Origin of the sequence: Roseinatronobacter alkalisoli, assembly GCF_028745735.1 — a bacterium.
Taxonomy (GTDB): domain Bacteria; phylum Pseudomonadota; class Alphaproteobacteria; order Rhodobacterales; family Rhodobacteraceae; genus Roseinatronobacter; species Roseinatronobacter alkalisoli.
The window spans coordinates 18,279-33,828 of sequence record NZ_JAQZSM010000022.1; the positions used below are offsets into that span (position 1 = coordinate 18,279).

Below are 15,550 nucleotides of genomic sequence, written 5' to 3' on the forward strand. Positions count from 1 at the left end.
GCACCTTCTCATGGCGTGGACCTGGCGGCTCGGAAGGCAGCAACCAGATCGCTGAGTTTGTCCAGATCCTCGTGGTCAGAAGGGATAGGATAGCGGCTGGGGTGCTTCGGCGGCGCCGCAGACTTGCGCCACTCGGTCGGGGTGGTCCCAAAGCTGCGTCTGAAAGCAGTGTTGAAGGCGGTGATGTTGGGAAATCCGACATCCATAGCGATGGACAGCACCGTCACTCTCGGTTCGTTTCTGAGCCGGTCAGCGGCACGTATCAGACGCAGTTGAGCCAGGAACCGGGAAAAGCTGGTCTTGGCCTGCGACCGGAATAACCGGGCTAAATAATCCGCAGAGGTCCGGTGCGCTGCTGCGACATCGCCGAGACTGATCGGCTGATCGTAATGATCAACAATAAAATCCATTGCGCGGCGCAGGGCTGCCCCGATCTCGTTGCCTTCCTGCGGGTCGAACATGTTTTCAGAACTTTCCAGCACGACCCCGCCATCCAGTTGCAGCAAAAACCCCAGCATGCGCAGCGCGTGGGATTCCACCTGCAAGGCCCAGCCGCTCCTTTGCTGCACCGCATCCAGGTGCAGGCGCGCAGCCATTGCGGCAAGTTCCCGCTGTACGCCTGATCCGGGCGCAGCGGGCATCGCAAAACGGCGGCGCTGAAAATCGATATCGGCACTGGCGATTGTCGGGTCGATCTGCACGACCAGCATGCGGTTGCTTTCGCCGACGCGCTGCGTTCCGTGCGGTTGCCAGCAATGGGCCAGCCCCACATCGCCTTCGGACAGGATGCGCGTTTCACGATCGGTTTGCAAAAACAGCCGACCCTCGAGCATGACGATTAGTTCAAAAGCACCATGCAGATGCAGGCCCACGTCGCCTACGCTGTGCAGAAAGCTACGCACCCTGAGATTTTCAGGGAACGGCACAAGCTCGATGGAACGCGCTGAGACCAAGCCTTTCACCCCTCCATAGCTGGAAGGCGGCCCATGGGCCGCCTTTTGTGTTGTGTCTGTTCCGTCACCGGATCAGATATTAACCTCACCAGTCAGGTGGATGTCCAGAGCACTGGCACCGACAAAGATCTTCAGCGTGCCTTGGGCTTCCTGCCATCCATCTTGCCAGTGAGCCAGCGGCCGTTCCACCCCTTCGCGCGGCAGGGTGAACTGCACTTGCCGAGACTCGCCGGGTTTCAGGCTGACCTTGGCAAAGGTACCAAGCCGACGGACGGGCTTGTCCTCTCCGGGAAGTTCAAGATACAGTTGGACAACCTCTTTGCCCTCCCTGCTGCCGCGGTTGGTGAGGGTGACACTGGCGCGAACCTCCGAAGCAGTCGCCTCCAGTTGCAGATCGGCATATGTGAAAGCCGAATAGCCCAGACCAAAGCCAAAGGGATAGGCAACCTCAATCTCGCCGTGGACAAAGCCGCGATAGCCCGAAAGCACCCCTTCGCGGTAGTGAACCACGCCTTCGGTGCCCGGATAGCAGGTGGCATCCGGGAACAACGCCATCCTGTCGTCTTTCGGGAAGGTCAGCGGCAGCCGCCCCGAAGGATTGACCGCGCCGGTGACAACGCGGGCCACCGCCGCGCCCTGTTCCTGCCCCAGATAGCCACCATGCAGAATGGCAGGAACCCGTGCATCCCAGCCGTCGGTGCAGATAGGGCCGCCTGACTGGTTGACGACCACGACATTGGAATTGGCCTCTGACAGCGCCCGGATCAGGGCGGGCTGGTTGTTCGGAAGCCGCAGGTTCGGACGGTCGCCATGTTCGGATTCGAACACCCGTGTCGCCACGATGACGAGATCGGCACCTTGTGCAGCTTCGACCGCGGCGCGTTGCAGGTCGCTTGCCAATGGAACCGGCGGTTCCCAGCCAAGGCGAATCTGCGCGCCGGTCAGCACGCCCTGCGAGGGCGAGTCGGGCTGGTGGTCGATGCGCAGGGTATGACCTTCGGGCCGGTCCGTCAGGTCAACCTTGATGCGGAACACCTTCGGATCGCCGCCGGCAATGTTGCTAAGCGCGCCGCTGCCGGTGAATGCCCCGCCAGAGCCATTGCCGATGCCGATGCCGAGCTGAGGCGCATCCTCGTCAATCTCGGCCGCGTTGGGCGCGGTGCTGAGAGTTTCTGTCGCCGCGCCATGGTGGCGCTCGGAAAAGATCTGCTTGCCGTTCAGCCAGACGCTGGTCGTGCCCAGCATGGTGATGGCCAACTCGTAGCTGCCAGAAACCGGAACCACGAGACTGCCCTCAAAACGCACTGCCGTGTTGACGCACAACTCATAGGGAATGTTGGGATAGCGGTCTGAATTGCTGCCCGTGCCCATGAAGTTATAGAACCCCAGGTTGACTGAGACCTGGGGCATGGTCAGGACGGAATGCGGGGAACCGTCAAAATGCAGGTTGGTCCAGAACGAGGCTTTGACGCCTGGCTGTCCGTCGGGCGTGCGCAGGAAACTGGACGGGATGCTGTCAGGCCCATCCAGTAGGTCGGCGGCCGAGACTGGATCGGAACCCTGGGCAAAGACCACCTCGGCATCGGCACCCAGCAGCTTTTCAAAGCCTTGCAGCATGGAACTGCCACCAGCCGGGCGCACTTTACCCGAGCCGCCGCCTGCGGTTGACAGATTGTCGCCGTCAGCTCCGACCACCAGAACCTTGCGCAGGGTTTTGGGGGCGCGCGGCAGGAACCCGCCGTCATTCTTCAGCAGCACTAGCGCCTCTTCGGCGATCTCGCGTGCGGTGGTGGCGTGTTCCGCAAAATTCATGTCCGACACCGACGGGGTCCATTCAAGGATTCCGATGCCCGCCAGAGGCCGCAAAATGCGGCGGCACATCTCATCAAGATGGGCCAGTGGCACGTCGCCCTGTTCAACCACCTCTTTCAGACGTCGCCCGTAAAAAGTGCCCGTCGGTTCCTCTTGATCCAGACCCGCAAGAGCAGCAGGTACGGTCGAGTGAACGGCGCCATAGTCACTCATCACCCAGCCCCGGAAACCCCATTCCTGGCGTAGAACCGTCGTAAGCAGCCAGCCATGTTCACAACTGTAGGTGCCGTTGACCTTGTTGAACGCCCCCATCAGCGAGCCGACTTCAGTGCCGCGCACCACGGCCTCGAACGGAAGCAGATACAGCTCGCGCAGCGCCTTTTCCTCGATCTGCACGTCGATCGAATAACGCTGATATTCCTGGTTGTTGCAGGCGAAGTGTTTGAGACAGGCTGCCACGCCCTTGGACTGGATAGCCTCGATCTGCGCCGATGCCATCCTTGCGTTCAGAACCGGATCCTCGCCAAATGATTCAAAGGTGCGTCCACCAACCGGAACCCGGGCAATGTCGACTGCCGGGCCCAGGAACACATTGTGTCCGCTGGCCCTGGTCTCGTGGCCCAGAACCTCGCCATAGCGACGGGCCAGGTCCAAATCCCATGTTGCGGCCAGCGTGATGGGCGCAGGCAAGGCGGTGGCCGACTGACCGTGTACGTCCGGATTGCCGATCCGGATACCCGCCGGGCCATCGGCCATGGTCATCTCAGGAATTCCAAGATGCGGCAGGGCAGCGTTGTAGAAGCCGAAATGGTGGTTGATGTCACCGGTGACCAGATCAATCTTGTCATCCAGCGACATGCGGCCAAGCAGCGTCTCGACATCGGTTTCGACTTCTGGCGAATGACGCCAGTCCTTGTTCGGGAGCGGTTTATTCATTGTCGTCTCCTGTTCATTCAATTGGTTTGAAATCTTGGTGGTCATGAAATCACCGGACCGTACGGATGGGGATGATGGCAAGCGCACCGATAATCGCGAAAACGCCCGCAGCGATGAACAACGCGGTATAGTTCTTGCCGTCAGCCACGGCGCCAAGACCGAGGAAAATCGGCGCGATGGCCGGGGCAATCGACTGCGGCAGCGCATTGGCGATGTTGAAGATACCTAAATCCTTGGCGGCGTTGGCACCCTTGTTGGGCAGAACAGCCGCGACAAGCGCCAGGTCGACGGCCACATAGACCCCCTGCCCGATCCCGCAGATGGTGGCACCAATCACGAACTGATTGAAATCCGTTGCCAACCCGATCACGATCAGACCTGCTCCATAGATGACTGCCGATATCAGCACAAAGATCTTGCGACGCCCGAACAAGTCCGAAGCCCAGCCCGCAAGCGCACTGCTGACGACAGTTGCAATGGTCAGGGCAAGGGTCGCCTTGAACAGATAGGTAGGTATTTCCGCGGGCGCGATGCCCAGCACATCGATCAGATAATAGACCTGATAGGAAATCAGTGTAGCGAGACCTATGAACAGCAGAAAGCGGCTGACGAAGGCCCAGGAGAAATCGGGCGCGGTCTTGGGGTTGATCCAGAAGTCCTTGGCAAAGCGGACCAGATCGATCGGGGCGGCGTCTTCCTTGGCCAGCCGACGGTCTTTCAGCGTCAGCATGAATAGCAGAAGCCCGCCTGCGCAGGCAAACATCGGCCAGGTAAACATCTTGACAACATCGCCACCCGAAAACTGGGCAACATAAATTCCAGCCAGAATGCCACCCTGAATACACATTCCCAAGAGGCCCGAAACAACCCCGCGCTGCTCTTCGGGAACCTGATCCGGCAAGACGGCCGTGATCGACGTCAGGCCACCCGTGACGATCAGCCACGTGCCGATCGCTGCCACCGCAAAGCCGCCCAACATCCATGGCTTGCGCATCCCGAAAACAGAAGTCGTGCGGTCACTGAAGTATCCAGCGACCGGGTTTGCGATCAGCGCTACAATGGCGCCGATGCCGAGGATGAAGGCCAGATTGGTTTCCTTGTTGGCTGGGTCGATCTGCTCGACACGCAGAGCAAACGCCACCACGACCGGCGTCAGAATGGCCATCCACATGGTGAAGAAGGCAATGACAAAACTGGCAATGAACGAAATTCCCACCCTTGTCTGCGGCATAAGCCCGGCTGTAGATACAACGTGCATATAGATTTCTCTCCGGAAAACTGTGAATGTCTGTATTCTGGTTCCGGTTCTTTTTGCCGGTTTCTACACAAATATGTTACAAGGAAGCCTCGGTCTTTCGGCATTCAGGACCTGAAGCTGATCAGAAACCGAACATTGTTACATGTCGCCCGTGATTAGCGGCCCGGCAAATCCGTGCCCGACCTGCCGCTCGATACCGGGTGCAAATATTGCCAAACCACGCTTGCGCGATGGCCGTGCAACATAGCTCTTGTTGCTTCGTTAGTGGCAAAACCCTGAGATTGGCAGTTAGCGGCCGCCGACTTCGTCAGGCAGCTCTGCGCATGTTTGCACTTAGGGGGGAGTACTTCGCGATCCAGCGGACAAGTGTTGCATGGTCTACATCGACGCCACGTTCAGCTATGATCTCCTTTAGATCCCGATACGACAGGTGTAGCCGACATAGAAGAGCACCGCGAAGAGGAACACGTCCTCTGAAAATTGCGCGCCCGTGAAAAGAACCATCTTTGCACTCCAATTGGTACAGCGTGGGGTTAGAGTCGCCTGTCCTCCCAATCCCCTGCTCAAACGCCAAAAATTGCGACAGAACCCACCGAACGCTATTCGGAGCATCCTGATGTCCATCGGTACGGATCATCCTTCACTTGTCGGATTCAGGAGCGGGACGGAAGGCCGGTTCGGACTGCCAGCGCCGCAAGTTCTGCGCGGTTGGCACAGTGCAACTTTTCAAAGCATTTCTGCACATGGGTGCGGACGGTGGCAAAGCCGATTTCCAGAAGCCTTGAGATGTCCTTGTCGCTGCAACCGCGGGCAACGAGGACAGCAACCTCGCGTTCACGCGCAGTCAATAGTAAAAGCGGGTCCGATCCAAGCACGTACTCTGCCTGCTCCAGATAGGGGCACAGAACTCCTAGGAGCCCGATCTCTCGGTAGCCAAACTCGGGTCGCGAGGCACGACGCCAGACACGGAGGTCGGCAGCGGAACGTTCCCCACCTTTGGGAAACAGATTGATGCCGTGGTCCATCCCGTCCTTCCGCAGGAAATCGTTGAAGAATTCCGACTGGCACAGCTGCTTGCGCGGAATGACTTCCTCGACGAAAGCGGGGCGCCAAAGCGCGCGCAATTTCAACGACATCGGGTCGTGATACTGGAACCAGTTCAGGTAGCGATCAATGTTGGCCGGATCCTGGTTAAGTATGAACGGGTCCTCGAATGCGTTCGTCGTCCTGTTCCAGCGAAACGAGGCAAGAAAATCCGCCCGCAGCAGTTTCAGGATCGATGGGAACACTTCTTCACGCAGGTCCGAAACGGGTTCGGGCTGGCAAAGACGCGCGACGATTCCGGTGAGCAACTGAACCTCTTCCGAGGTCATATCGTAGATCGCTTGCGTCATCGACATCCTCCTCTTTCGGAGTGGGCAGGCCAGCGGACAAGTCGTCCTCGCCGTCTGGACGGCGGCGAGGCTGTATCAAGGCGCGTGACGGCCAATTCGATGCTGGCACGCGCTATGTTAGAACGGGTAATGCTGATCAGGATCTTCGATGGTGATCCAGCGTGTCAAGGTAAATGCGTCAAGTGCGGCCTTGCCCCCAAACCGACCATAACCCGAGTTCTTAACGCCGCCAAAGGGCATCTGGGCCTCGTCCGAAACGGTCGGACCGTTGATGTGGCAAATGCCGCTTTCGATCCGCTCTGCCACCGCCATGGCGCGGCGAATGTCGCGGCTGAAGACCGCGGCCGAAAGGCCATACTCGGTATCATTGGCGACACGCACCGCTTCATCGTCGTTGGCGACACGGATGATCGGCTTGACCGGACCGAAGCTTTCTTCCTGATAGATCGTCATATCGTCAGAGACGTTGTCGATCAGTGTGGCCGCAACGACCGATCCGTCACGCGCGCCACCCGCGACGACCTTGCCGCCCTTCGCTTTGGCGTCGCCGATGATCCGGTCCATCTTTTCGGCCGCCTCTGGCGTGATGAGTGCGCCGAGCACGACCTTCTCGCGCGGGTCGCCGTAGGGCAGCGCGCCTGCCTTGGCGGCAAGGGCGGCCACAAAGGCGTCGGCGATGCCTTCGTGAACGATGATCCGTTCGGTCGACATGCATATCTGGCCCTGGTTCATGAAAGCGCCAAACGCGGCTGCATTCACGGCACCTTCAAGATCAGCGTCGTCGAGGACAACGAGGGGCGCCTTGCCTCCCAGTTCCAGAAGCGCTGGCTTCAGATGCTCTGCTGCCTTCATTGCGATGATCCGGCCAACCCGGGTCGAGCCGGTGAAGTTCACATGCTTGACTTCGGGGGCCGCGATCAGCGCCGCAACAATCTCGCCCGCATCTTCCGGCGCGTTGGTGATGACGTTGATCACGCCGTCAGGCAGCCCCGCCTCGGTCAGCGCGTCGCCAATGGCGCGGTGGATGAAGGGCGACAGCTCCGAGGCCTTGAACACCACCGTGTTGCCACAGGCAATCGCCATGGCCACGGCCCGAACACCAAGGATGACAGGAGCATTCCAAGGCGCAATGCCAAGGCAGACGCCCAGCGGGCGGCGTATCGCCATGGACAGGCAACCCGGTTTGTTCGATGGAATGACGTCGCCAGTGATCTGCGTGGTCATTGCGGCGACTTCGCGCAGGATGTCGCCTCCCAGCTTGCAATTAAAACCAAGCCAAGGCCCGGTTGCTCCGGTTTCGGCGATCCCGCCCGCGATGATATCGGGGGTCATGGCGTCCAGCTTGTCGGCTGCCTTGTTCAGAATGGCCCGGCGCTGGCCCGGGGCTGTTGCCGCCCATGCCGGAAATGCCGCGTGGGCCGCAGCAACGGCACGAAGTGCATCGGCAACCGAGGCCGCCGGGGCCTGGGTCGCGATCTCGCCCGTCACCGGATCGTGGCGGTCGTAGGTCCGCCCGCCTTCGGCCTCGACGGCCTTGCCTCCGATCAACATCGAAATCTTCATGGTTTCTCCTCCTCGTTTTCGGTTTTCAGTTGTCCGGACGGATGGCAATGTTCAACAGCACCTGGCGTCGTTCGGTGGTCGCCACCCGGATCGCTTCGTTCAAGACGGCGGGCAGGTCCTCTCCTTGGTCGACCGTCGCGGTCCAGGCCCGGCTGGCTTCGGCTGTCCGGGTGAAATCGGGGCTCGGTCGCAGGCTGGTCAGTGGCACGGAATTGGCCTGTTTTGCCTCGCCCGTTGGATAGAGCCCCAGCACGGATTGCCGGACCGCGCCCCATTCGCCGTTGTTCAAAATCATGACGATCACCGGCAAAGCATGGGCTTCTGCAATCTGGTGGCAGGCCGTGGGGTTGGCGAACATGTAGCTGCCATCCCCCATCGTGGCAAAGACCAGCCGGTCAGGGTCGGCAAGTTGCCCGCCGAGTGCCGCGGGAAACCCCCAGCCCAATCCGCCCGAATGGGGTTCCTGAAAATAGCTCTTGTGATCTTCGACATCGAGATGGGCCAACGGGCATCCCAGCTCGTGAAACACCGTGGACTTGCGCCCCTTGCCTGCCTGTTCTTTAATCGCTTGGCCCAAACAATGGGCGACCCATGCCTTGGTCATCGGCCCACCCTTGCCGCGTTCCGCCGTCGCAACAAGGGCCGCACGGGTTGCCGCCGATTCGGCGGCGATTGCCTTGCGCCGGACGTCTAGAGTCACCTCATCGCGCGGCAGGGCAGACATGGTGTCGATCAGGGCGAGCAGGCTGGGCCCGGTTTCCCCGACCAGCGTGACATGGGCCGGGAAATTGCGGATCGGTGTGCGGCTGAACAGCGGATCGGCGCCAAGCTGGATCACGGTCACATCGGGATGCAACTGCACCTGGTCCGGCCACCAGGGCGCCAGCGAGTCGATGACCAGAACCACATCGGCCTCGGCCAGGGCGTCAGTGGGATCTTGGCCTATGTGCATCGGATGCGACAAAGCAAGGGTGGGCGTGTTGGCCCAGTATTGCGACACGGGCAGCGCCCAGCTATCGACAAAGGGTGCAAAGGCGGCAAAGGCCTCGGCACTTCCGGCCCCGCGTTGCGCAATGATCAGCGGAGATTTCGCGCCTGCCAGCAAGGCCGCTGCCCGTGCCAGTGATGACGCTTCGGGCGCAGCGATGGCGGGCGCCATGCGCGAGGGTTGGTCAAGACCATACTCGGCCGTCTGTTCGCACAGGACCTCGCGTGGGAGGCTAAGATAGACCGGCCCCTTGGGCGTCGATTCCGAAATGGCCCAGGCGCGCTCGAACACTTCCGAGACCTGCTCGGGAAAGCGCAACTCGTACTCCCACTTGGTGCATTCGCGCACGAGCGCTGCCTGATCGAACATCTCTTGCCCCCAGCCAATCGGCACGGTGCGCGCGCCAAAGCGGCGGCTTTCGGTCACCGGCGTGCGGCCTGACATCAGGATCATCGGAATTTGGTCGCACCAGGCGTTGATCGCCCCCATGGCCCCGTTCGCCAGACCGACATTGGTGTGCAGCATCACCGCTGCCTGCTTGCCGGAAATCTGATAGTAGCCATGCGCCATGCCAACCGCCACGCTTTCATGCGGGCAGATGATCGGCTCGGGCAAGTCAAGTGCCCGGCGACCAGCTTCGACCAGACCTTCCACAATCGGCGGGAAATCGGTGCCAGAGTTCACAAAGACATGTTCGACACCCAATGCCTTGAGCTTGCCGAAGATTGCCCCGCCTGCCGTGATCATTTCGTCGCTCATGCTTGTCCTGCCTTCGTTTGGCTTCGATACTGCGAAGTCGGTTCACCCAGCCACACAAAGCCAGGAACGTCCGGCTCAACGGCAGGGGAAGGGAAACTACCTCTCCTCAACTGGCAATGGCACCGTCCAGTGCATCATTCCCGGCCCGTTCGGCTTTCCCCGCGCCGAACAAATTCCCCGTAGGGCCGATGTAAAGGATAGCGGCAAAGCGAAATATTGTCTAAATTATCATTGATATGGAGTTCATTGATGAAATCAATACGACTTGAGTCCTTCGACCTGAATCTGATGAAGCTCTTCGTCGCACTGGCCGAAACCGGATCGGTGACGCGTGCCGCAGCGCAGATCGGCCTGACCCAGCCGTCGGCAAGCAATGCGCTGCAACGGATGCGGCTTACGCTGGGTGATCCGCTTTTCGTTCGCAGCAAACGCGAGATGGTCCCGACGCGCTATGCCGCCCTGATCCTACCGACGGTTCGCGCGACACTCTCCGCGCTGTCCGAGGCGCTGAACCACGCGGCAGATTTCGAGCCACAGGAGAGCCGCAGGAGATTCAGAGTGTCGCTTTCGGGACTCGGAGAGGCGGTGTTCCTGCCGGTTCTGGCCACGATGGTCGGGAACGCGGCACCTTTTGTCGTGCTGGAGAACGATCCGGTTCCGTTGTCGAAGCTGGGAGAAAGCCTGCTGTCGGGACGCATTGACCTGGCGCTTGGGCTGGTTGCGGTTACGGCGCCCGGAATACGCAATCTGCCGCTGTATCAGGAAAGCTATGTTGCTATCAGCGCACCGGACAGGGAACAGGTGCCGCAAACAATCTCTGATCTGCGCAACGAGCGGCTGGTTCTTGTGGCCCCTGCGGCAACCTTTGGCCGCGAGATTCAGACGATCCTGACGCGGTTAGGCCTTCAAGGCAACGTCGCGCTGATCGTGCAGGAATTCGCCGCCCTGCCCGAACTGCTGCAGGGCGGGCGCTACCTCGCGATCGTACCGGGCATCTATGGTGAAAAGCTGGCCCGCTCGGGTCGTGCCAAGGTATTGCCGGTGGCATTCGGTCATCCGGAAACGCCCGTCAACATGGTTTGGGCCAACCACGCCGAGTCAGATGCCGGTTTTCGCTGGTTTCGCGATCTGGTGGAACGGAGCCTTGTCGGGCAGACGCCTTGAAGCACGGATGTTGATCTGAAGTCGTCTCACTAACCATGATGCGAATGCTGCTCAGGAGGAAGCCGCAGACATCACCCGTTCGAACGCCATTGCTGCGCCAAGCACCAGGGAATCGCATCCGGGCGGTGCGTCCAGTGCCAGACCCACCGGAAGCCCCCTGTCTGTCTTTCCGACAGGAACGGACACACCCGTGAAGGCGGCATTCGACAAGAGGTCGGCGTTGTGGATGATTGCGTCAAAAACCGAAAGGTCCTGATCGCCCAGACGCAGGGTGCCGGGCCCGTCCAAATCCGGCGCTTCGAACAGAGTGGTGGGACAAGCCAGTAAGTCGATCCTGTTGCGTGCGAACAGACCAGCCCCAGCAGCAATCAGGGCAGGACGATGGACGGTCGCCGCCACACGGTAGGCTTCTTCGGTGATGCGCGTCGTCGGATCTCGCTGGCTGTCGAAGATCACCCGAACGTCGGGGCTGGAAACCAGATCGCCGACCTTCGCATAGTCGAGATCAAGCCCGTGCTTGGCCAGAAAGGCCTCCAGCTCGATCCGCCCTTCGTAGACTGGGACAATCATGGCGCTTTCGAGGTGCGGACGAACAAGGTCAAATGCGTCCACATTGACAAGTTCCGCCCCTTCCTCCTCGGCAAGGTGAAGGGCGGCCCGGCAAAGGGCGGCCACTTCGGGTGCAGCATTTTCCCAGAAGTAGCGTTCAGAAACGCCGATCCGCAATCCTTTGAGGGACCGGTGTCCGGTGGTTTGGCCCGTCACGCAACGGTCAATCAGCGCCAGGTCGCGGGCGGAACGGGCCAGCGGGCCCGGCGTGTCGCGGCTGGTCGAGATCGGGACAATGCCATCGGTCGGCCAGCGACCCAAAGTCGGGCGATACCCCCAGACACCGCAAAAGGCCGCCGGTACCCTAACCGAGCCACCAGTGTCGGTGCCGATCGAGACCGGCCCCAGACATGCAGCAACGGCTGTTCCGGAACCGCCGCTGGACCCGCCGGCAGTTTTGCTTCGGTCATGGGGGTTACGGGGGGTTCCAAAGGTCGGGTTCTGCGAGGTCGCACCATAGGCCAGTTCATGCATACCGACCTTGCCAAGCATGATGGCCCCTGATCGGCGAAGCTGTTCCACCACCGGTGCGTTGCAGTCGGGCCAGAAATTGCTCAGTGCCTTGGTGCCCGCCGTCGTGGGGTGACCGAATACGTTGATGCTGTCCTTGAACGAGATCGGCACACCATGAAGCGGCCCCAGGGCCTGTCCGCTGGCCGACCTACAGTCCGCATCACGGGCGTCTTCCAGAACCCGCTCGGGGTCGATGCTGGTGAACGCATGCAGGTCCTGGTTCTTTGCGATTTGCTCCAGAACACTCTGTGCCAGTCCCTCGGCGCGTAGTCGGCCTGCGGAAATCGCTTCGGCGGCTTCCCAGGCAGTCAACTCTTCAACTAACATTTTCGGCCCCTAGATTCAGTCGGGTTGCGCTGAATGGGCAAGAGGTCCTGCCCGATCAGCTGCCGGATTCCACCCCAGGCGCCTTTGGGAAACAGGAGTGTTACAAGAATTGCCATCAGACCGAGGAGGATGAAGTAGACCGAGCCTAGATCGGACAGGGTTTCCCGTAGAAGAAAATACACCAAGACACCGACGATTGGACCTTCCAGCGTTCCGATTCCGCCCAGGATGACGACAAAGAGGGTGATTGCCATCCAGTTCATCGAGAAGGCCGTTCCGGGTCCGATCTGCAATGCGAGCATGTAATATGCACCACCTCCGGCGCCCGCGACTGCCGCCGCGATCATCATCACCAGCCCCTGAGTGCGGCGAAGGTCAATTCCCATGGCTTCGGCAGCTGTAGCATTGTCGCGGATTGCCCGCAGCGCCAAACCGACGCGGCTGCGCATCAAGAAGACGCAGACCACAAGCGCTACGATCAGGACCAGCGCAGCCGACCCGTAGGTTCCGTACATCCGAAGTTCGCGCGGGACGCTGCGCATGGCGGTCAGCGAGATTCCACCGCCGCCACCCAGAACCGAAGTTTGGAAGACGGAAAGCCGGACCACTTCGGAGATCACCCAGGAGGCAATGGCAAATTGTACGCCTTGAAGCCGGGACAGGATTGGCATGATGGCCAAAGCAATCAAGGCGCACAGCGCTGCCGAAAGCAGGATGAACGGGAAGGGCAAGACCTGAAATCCGTTAGCCGCCATGAAGACAGCATAGCCGCCGATCCCGACAAAGACCTGGAAGCCCATGAAGACCATGCCGCCAAAACCGGCCAGAAGGTTCCACATCAGTGCGATGGCCAGAACGGCGGCCATTTCGGCCACGAGGTTAACCGTCTGACGCGAACCCAGGATTGGCACCAGGATCAGCAAAAGAACGATGATCGCCAGTACGATGAAGGATCTGTTTATGGAGGGCAGGCGCATCATTGTCTCCTGCGCAAGGACATCAGGCCACCTGGCAAGGCAAGCAGCACGACAAGAAAGACGAGGTGGCCGACAAGGGGACCGTAGCTAGGATTGATCAGGGACCCCGCAGCCTGCGAGAGACCCAGCAAAATACCCCCGGCCAGAGCCCCCCAGATCGAACCGACGCCGCCAAGGATCACTGCCTCGAAGGCAAAGAGCATCCGTTCGGGACCAGTCGAGGGGTCAAAGTTTCCGCGCATGCCGTAGAAACCGGCTGCGATTGCGGAAATGGCAAGAGTGAGGCCCATGGCCACAGCAAAGATGCGGCTTGTCTTAATCCCCATCAGTTGCGCCGTCTGATCGCTGTCCGACGTGGCGCGGATGGCACGTCCGAACTTGGTCGAGCCGAAGACCGCGCTTGTCGCCCAGAAGATCGCGAACGCGACGACCAGCGTCAGCAGGGGTAGAACCCCAAGACTAAGGCCTGCGATCTCGATGGATGCCGCGCCCAATGGGCCGGGATTCAGGTTCCGCGTGTCGGCGCTGAACAGTTCCAGCATGACGTTCTGCAAAATGATCGACAGGCCAAAGGTCACCAGGATGGGCGGCATTTCACCACGGCCCAATGTGCGTTGGATCACCAGTCGCTGCAGGACGAACCCGACGACAAACATCACAACCGCAACCACGGGCAAGACCATCAGCGGGTGGACTCCAAGGAGGAGTGAGCCCTGCAGGGTCAGATAGGCGGAGAAGACGATGAAATCGCCGTGGGCCAGATTGATCTGGCGCATAAGCCCCAAGGTCAGCGCCAACCCAAGACCGTAAAGCCCATAGAGAGCACCAATGAAGACCCCGTTGATCAGTACTTCCATGATTCAATCCATCCCGAAATAGGCGCTTGAAATTTGCGCGCGGTCTGCCCCGGCCGAGGGACCGCTGAGGGGTATGCCGCCATGCCGCATACAGGCATAAATGTCCGACGAAGCCAGCGCCCGGCTGATGTCCTGTTCGACGATGATCAGTGTCATGCCCTCTGCGCGCAAACGCGAGATGGCGGTATAGACAACGTCGACAGCAGCCGGCGACAAGCCCAGCGAGAGTTCGTCGCACAGCAAGACAATCGGATTGGACATCAGCGCACGCCCAATGGCCACCAGTTGTTGCTGGCCACCCGACAGCGAAGAAGAGGGCCGCTTGCGCAGCGGTTCAAGGGTGGGAAAGACCGAATAGACCCTTTGCAGGTCCCAAGTCCCCTTGCGATCGCAATGCGCCCCGATCATCAGGTTTTCTTCCACCGTCAACGACGGGAAAAGTCGGCGCCCCTCGGGAACCATGGCGAGGCCCATGGAAACGATATCGGTGGGTGTCAAACCCGAAATGACCGAGCCGTTCAACGTCACCTTGCCGGATCGCGGCTTAACGAATCCGGTCAGGACCGAGAACGTCGTGGTCTTGCCAGCACCATTTGACCCGATCAGCGCCAGTGTCTGGCCCTCGGCGACGTGAAGCGACACGCCAAACAGAACCGACAATGCGCCGTAACCGGCATGAAGATCATTAATCGAGATCATGCTGTTCGGGCTCCATCCCAAAGTAGATTTGCCGGACCTTGGGCAGTTGCATTGTTTCATGAGGCTGGCCCGCGGCGATGATGCGGCCCTCGCCCAGCACCGCGAGTCGGTGCGCTGCGTGCGCGAGAACGTGCACAAGGTGTTCGATCCAGATCACCGCGATGCCCCGAGCTGCCAGTGCCGTGATGGTTTCGACCAACCCTTCCGCCTCTTTGTCGGTCAGGCCGCCTGCGATCTCATCCAGCAATAGCACCGCGGGCTTGGTTGCCAGCGCCCTTGCCAATTCCAGCCGCTTGCGATCAAGAAGAGACAGTTCGCCAGCCTGAGCATCGGTACGGTGCGTAAAGTCACAGAGATCGAGTGTTTCCCGGATCAGTACCTCAGCCGCATGATCGGGAAGTCCGGCGCCAAACTTCGCCGCGACCAACAGGTTTTCGTAGACCGACATCTGGGAGAATGTCTGTGGCACCTGAAACGTGCGTCCGATTCCGTTCTTCGCCCGTTCCGCGGCACTAAGATCGGTGATGTCACGTCCCTGCAGCACGATCCGGCCGGCCGAGGGTGCGTGCGCCCCGGAGATCACACCGAATAGCGTGGTCTTTCCCGATCCGTTCGGGCCGATGATCCCCAGTATTTCGCCTGCAACGGCCTCAAGGCTGACATCCTCGAGCACGTTGGGACCGCCATATGATTTGGCAATTCCTTCGACAGCAATCGCTGATATGGCGGCCCCGGTCATGG

The 15,550-nt window shown here is 60.3% G+C and carries 12 protein-coding genes and 1 pseudogene; 1 reads left to right on the plus strand and 12 read right to left on the minus strand.

The genetic code is table 11. The features are described from left to right. Positions 1-8: 8 nt before the first annotated feature. The 7 genes and pseudogenes from PUT78_RS17820 to PUT78_RS17845 all read right to left on the minus strand — a co-directional run bounded on the left by PUT78_RS17820 (position 9) and on the right by PUT78_RS17845 (position 9,663). Positions 9-953 (minus strand): AraC family transcriptional regulator, encoded by a 945-nt coding sequence (locus PUT78_RS17820; RefSeq protein ID WP_274353627.1) that lies wholly within the window; start codon positions 951-953, stop codon positions 9-11. Between the two features lie 72 nt (positions 954-1,025). Next, a complete protein-coding gene (locus tag PUT78_RS17825; RefSeq protein WP_274353628.1) occupies positions 1,026-3,701 on the minus strand; it encodes a glycoside hydrolase family 3 protein in 2,676 nt (891 codons plus the stop codon). Between the two features lie 49 nt (positions 3,702-3,750). After that, positions 3,751-4,959, minus strand: a complete 1,209-nt coding sequence (locus PUT78_RS17830; RefSeq protein ID WP_274353629.1) for an MFS transporter — start codon at positions 4,957-4,959, stop codon at positions 3,751-3,753. Positions 4,960-5,287: 328 nt separating this feature from the next. Continuing rightward, a pseudogene (locus PUT78_RS24000) lies at positions 5,288-5,463 on the minus strand (IS6 family transposase); the annotation flags it as partial. Positions 5,464-5,612: 149 nt separating this feature from the next. Continuing rightward, positions 5,613-6,353, minus strand: coding sequence for a response regulator transcription factor (locus PUT78_RS17835; RefSeq protein ID WP_274353630.1), 741 nt, complete (start codon positions 6,351-6,353; stop codon positions 5,613-5,615). 117 nt (positions 6,354-6,470) lie between these two features. Beyond that, positions 6,471-7,916, minus strand: a complete 1,446-nt coding sequence (locus PUT78_RS17840) for an aldehyde dehydrogenase (protein ID WP_274353631.1) — start codon at positions 7,914-7,916, stop codon at positions 6,471-6,473. Positions 7,917-7,941: 25 nt separating this feature from the next. Further along, positions 7,942-9,663 carry a thiamine pyrophosphate-requiring protein gene (locus PUT78_RS17845; protein WP_274353632.1) on the minus strand — a complete coding sequence of 574 codons (1,722 nt, stop codon included), beginning with the start codon at positions 9,661-9,663 and terminating at the stop codon, positions 7,942-7,944. 249 nt (positions 9,664-9,912) lie between these two features. On the opposite strand from PUT78_RS17845, the gene PUT78_RS17850 reads away from it, so the two are divergent. Then, positions 9,913-10,827: a LysR family transcriptional regulator gene (locus PUT78_RS17850; protein WP_274353633.1), complete on the plus strand. Its 915-nt coding sequence runs from the start codon at positions 9,913-9,915 to the stop codon at positions 10,825-10,827. A 51-nt stretch (positions 10,828-10,878) separates the two neighbouring features. Here the strand turns inward: PUT78_RS17850 and PUT78_RS17855 are convergent, their stop codons facing one another. From PUT78_RS17855 to PUT78_RS17875, 5 genes are read right to left on the minus strand one after another with little or no spacing between them, the layout of a single operon-like run. Beyond that, positions 10,879-12,276, minus strand: a complete 1,398-nt coding sequence (locus tag PUT78_RS17855) for an amidase family protein (protein ID WP_274353634.1) — start codon at positions 12,274-12,276, stop codon at positions 10,879-10,881. After that, a complete protein-coding gene (locus PUT78_RS17860) occupies positions 12,270-13,256 on the minus strand; it encodes a branched-chain amino acid ABC transporter permease (protein WP_274353635.1) in 987 nt (328 codons plus the stop codon). Before PUT78_RS17860 ends, PUT78_RS17855 begins: the two co-directional genes overlap by 7 nt. After that, a complete protein-coding gene (locus tag PUT78_RS17865) occupies positions 13,253-14,110 on the minus strand; it encodes a branched-chain amino acid ABC transporter permease (RefSeq protein WP_274353636.1) in 858 nt (285 codons plus the stop codon). Before PUT78_RS17865 ends, PUT78_RS17860 begins: the two co-directional genes overlap by 4 nt. Before the next feature lie 3 nt (positions 14,111-14,113). Beyond that, complete coding sequence (locus PUT78_RS17870) at positions 14,114-14,809, minus strand: ABC transporter ATP-binding protein (RefSeq protein ID WP_274353637.1); 696 nt, start codon at positions 14,807-14,809, stop codon at positions 14,114-14,116. After that, a complete protein-coding gene (locus PUT78_RS17875) occupies positions 14,796-15,548 on the minus strand; it encodes an ABC transporter ATP-binding protein (protein WP_274353638.1) in 753 nt (250 codons plus the stop codon). The genes PUT78_RS17870 and PUT78_RS17875 overlap by 14 nt, the downstream gene beginning before the upstream one ends. Positions 15,549-15,550: the final 2 nt, after the last annotated feature.

What these genes read in the sequence shown, in the direction of transcription:
- PUT78_RS17825 (WP_274353628.1), bottom strand. Translation starts at nt 3,701, where the DNA reads ATGAATAAACCGCTCCCGAACAAGGACTGGCGTCATTCGCCAGAAGTC.
- PUT78_RS17830 (WP_274353629.1), bottom strand. Translation starts at nt 4,959, where the DNA reads ATGCACGTTGTATCTACAGCCGGGCTTATGCCGCAGACAAGGGTGGGA.
- PUT78_RS17835 (WP_274353630.1), bottom strand. Translation starts at nt 6,353, where the DNA reads ATGACGCAAGCGATCTACGATATGACCTCGGAAGAGGTTCAGTTGCTC.
- PUT78_RS17840 (WP_274353631.1), bottom strand. Translation starts at nt 7,916, where the DNA reads ATGAAGATTTCGATGTTGATCGGAGGCAAGGCCGTCGAGGCCGAAGGC.
- PUT78_RS17845 (WP_274353632.1), bottom strand. Translation starts at nt 9,663, where the DNA reads ATGAGCGACGAAATGATCACGGCAGGCGGGGCAATCTTCGGCAAGCTC.
- PUT78_RS17850 (WP_274353633.1), top strand. Translation starts at nt 9,913, where the DNA reads ATGAAATCAATACGACTTGAGTCCTTCGACCTGAATCTGATGAAGCTC.
- PUT78_RS17855 (WP_274353634.1), bottom strand. Translation starts at nt 12,276, where the DNA reads ATGTTAGTTGAAGAGTTGACTGCCTGGGAAGCCGCCGAAGCGATTTCC.
- PUT78_RS17860 (WP_274353635.1), bottom strand. Translation starts at nt 13,256, where the DNA reads ATGATGCGCCTGCCCTCCATAAACAGATCCTTCATCGTACTGGCGATC.
- PUT78_RS17865 (WP_274353636.1), bottom strand. Translation starts at nt 14,110, where the DNA reads ATGGAAGTACTGATCAACGGGGTCTTCATTGGTGCTCTCTATGGGCTT.
- PUT78_RS17870 (WP_274353637.1), bottom strand. Translation starts at nt 14,809, where the DNA reads ATGATCTCGATTAATGATCTTCATGCCGGTTACGGCGCATTGTCGGTT.
- PUT78_RS17875 (WP_274353638.1), bottom strand. Translation starts at nt 15,548, where the DNA reads ATGACCGGGGCCGCCATATCAGCGATTGCTGTCGAAGGAATTGCCAAA.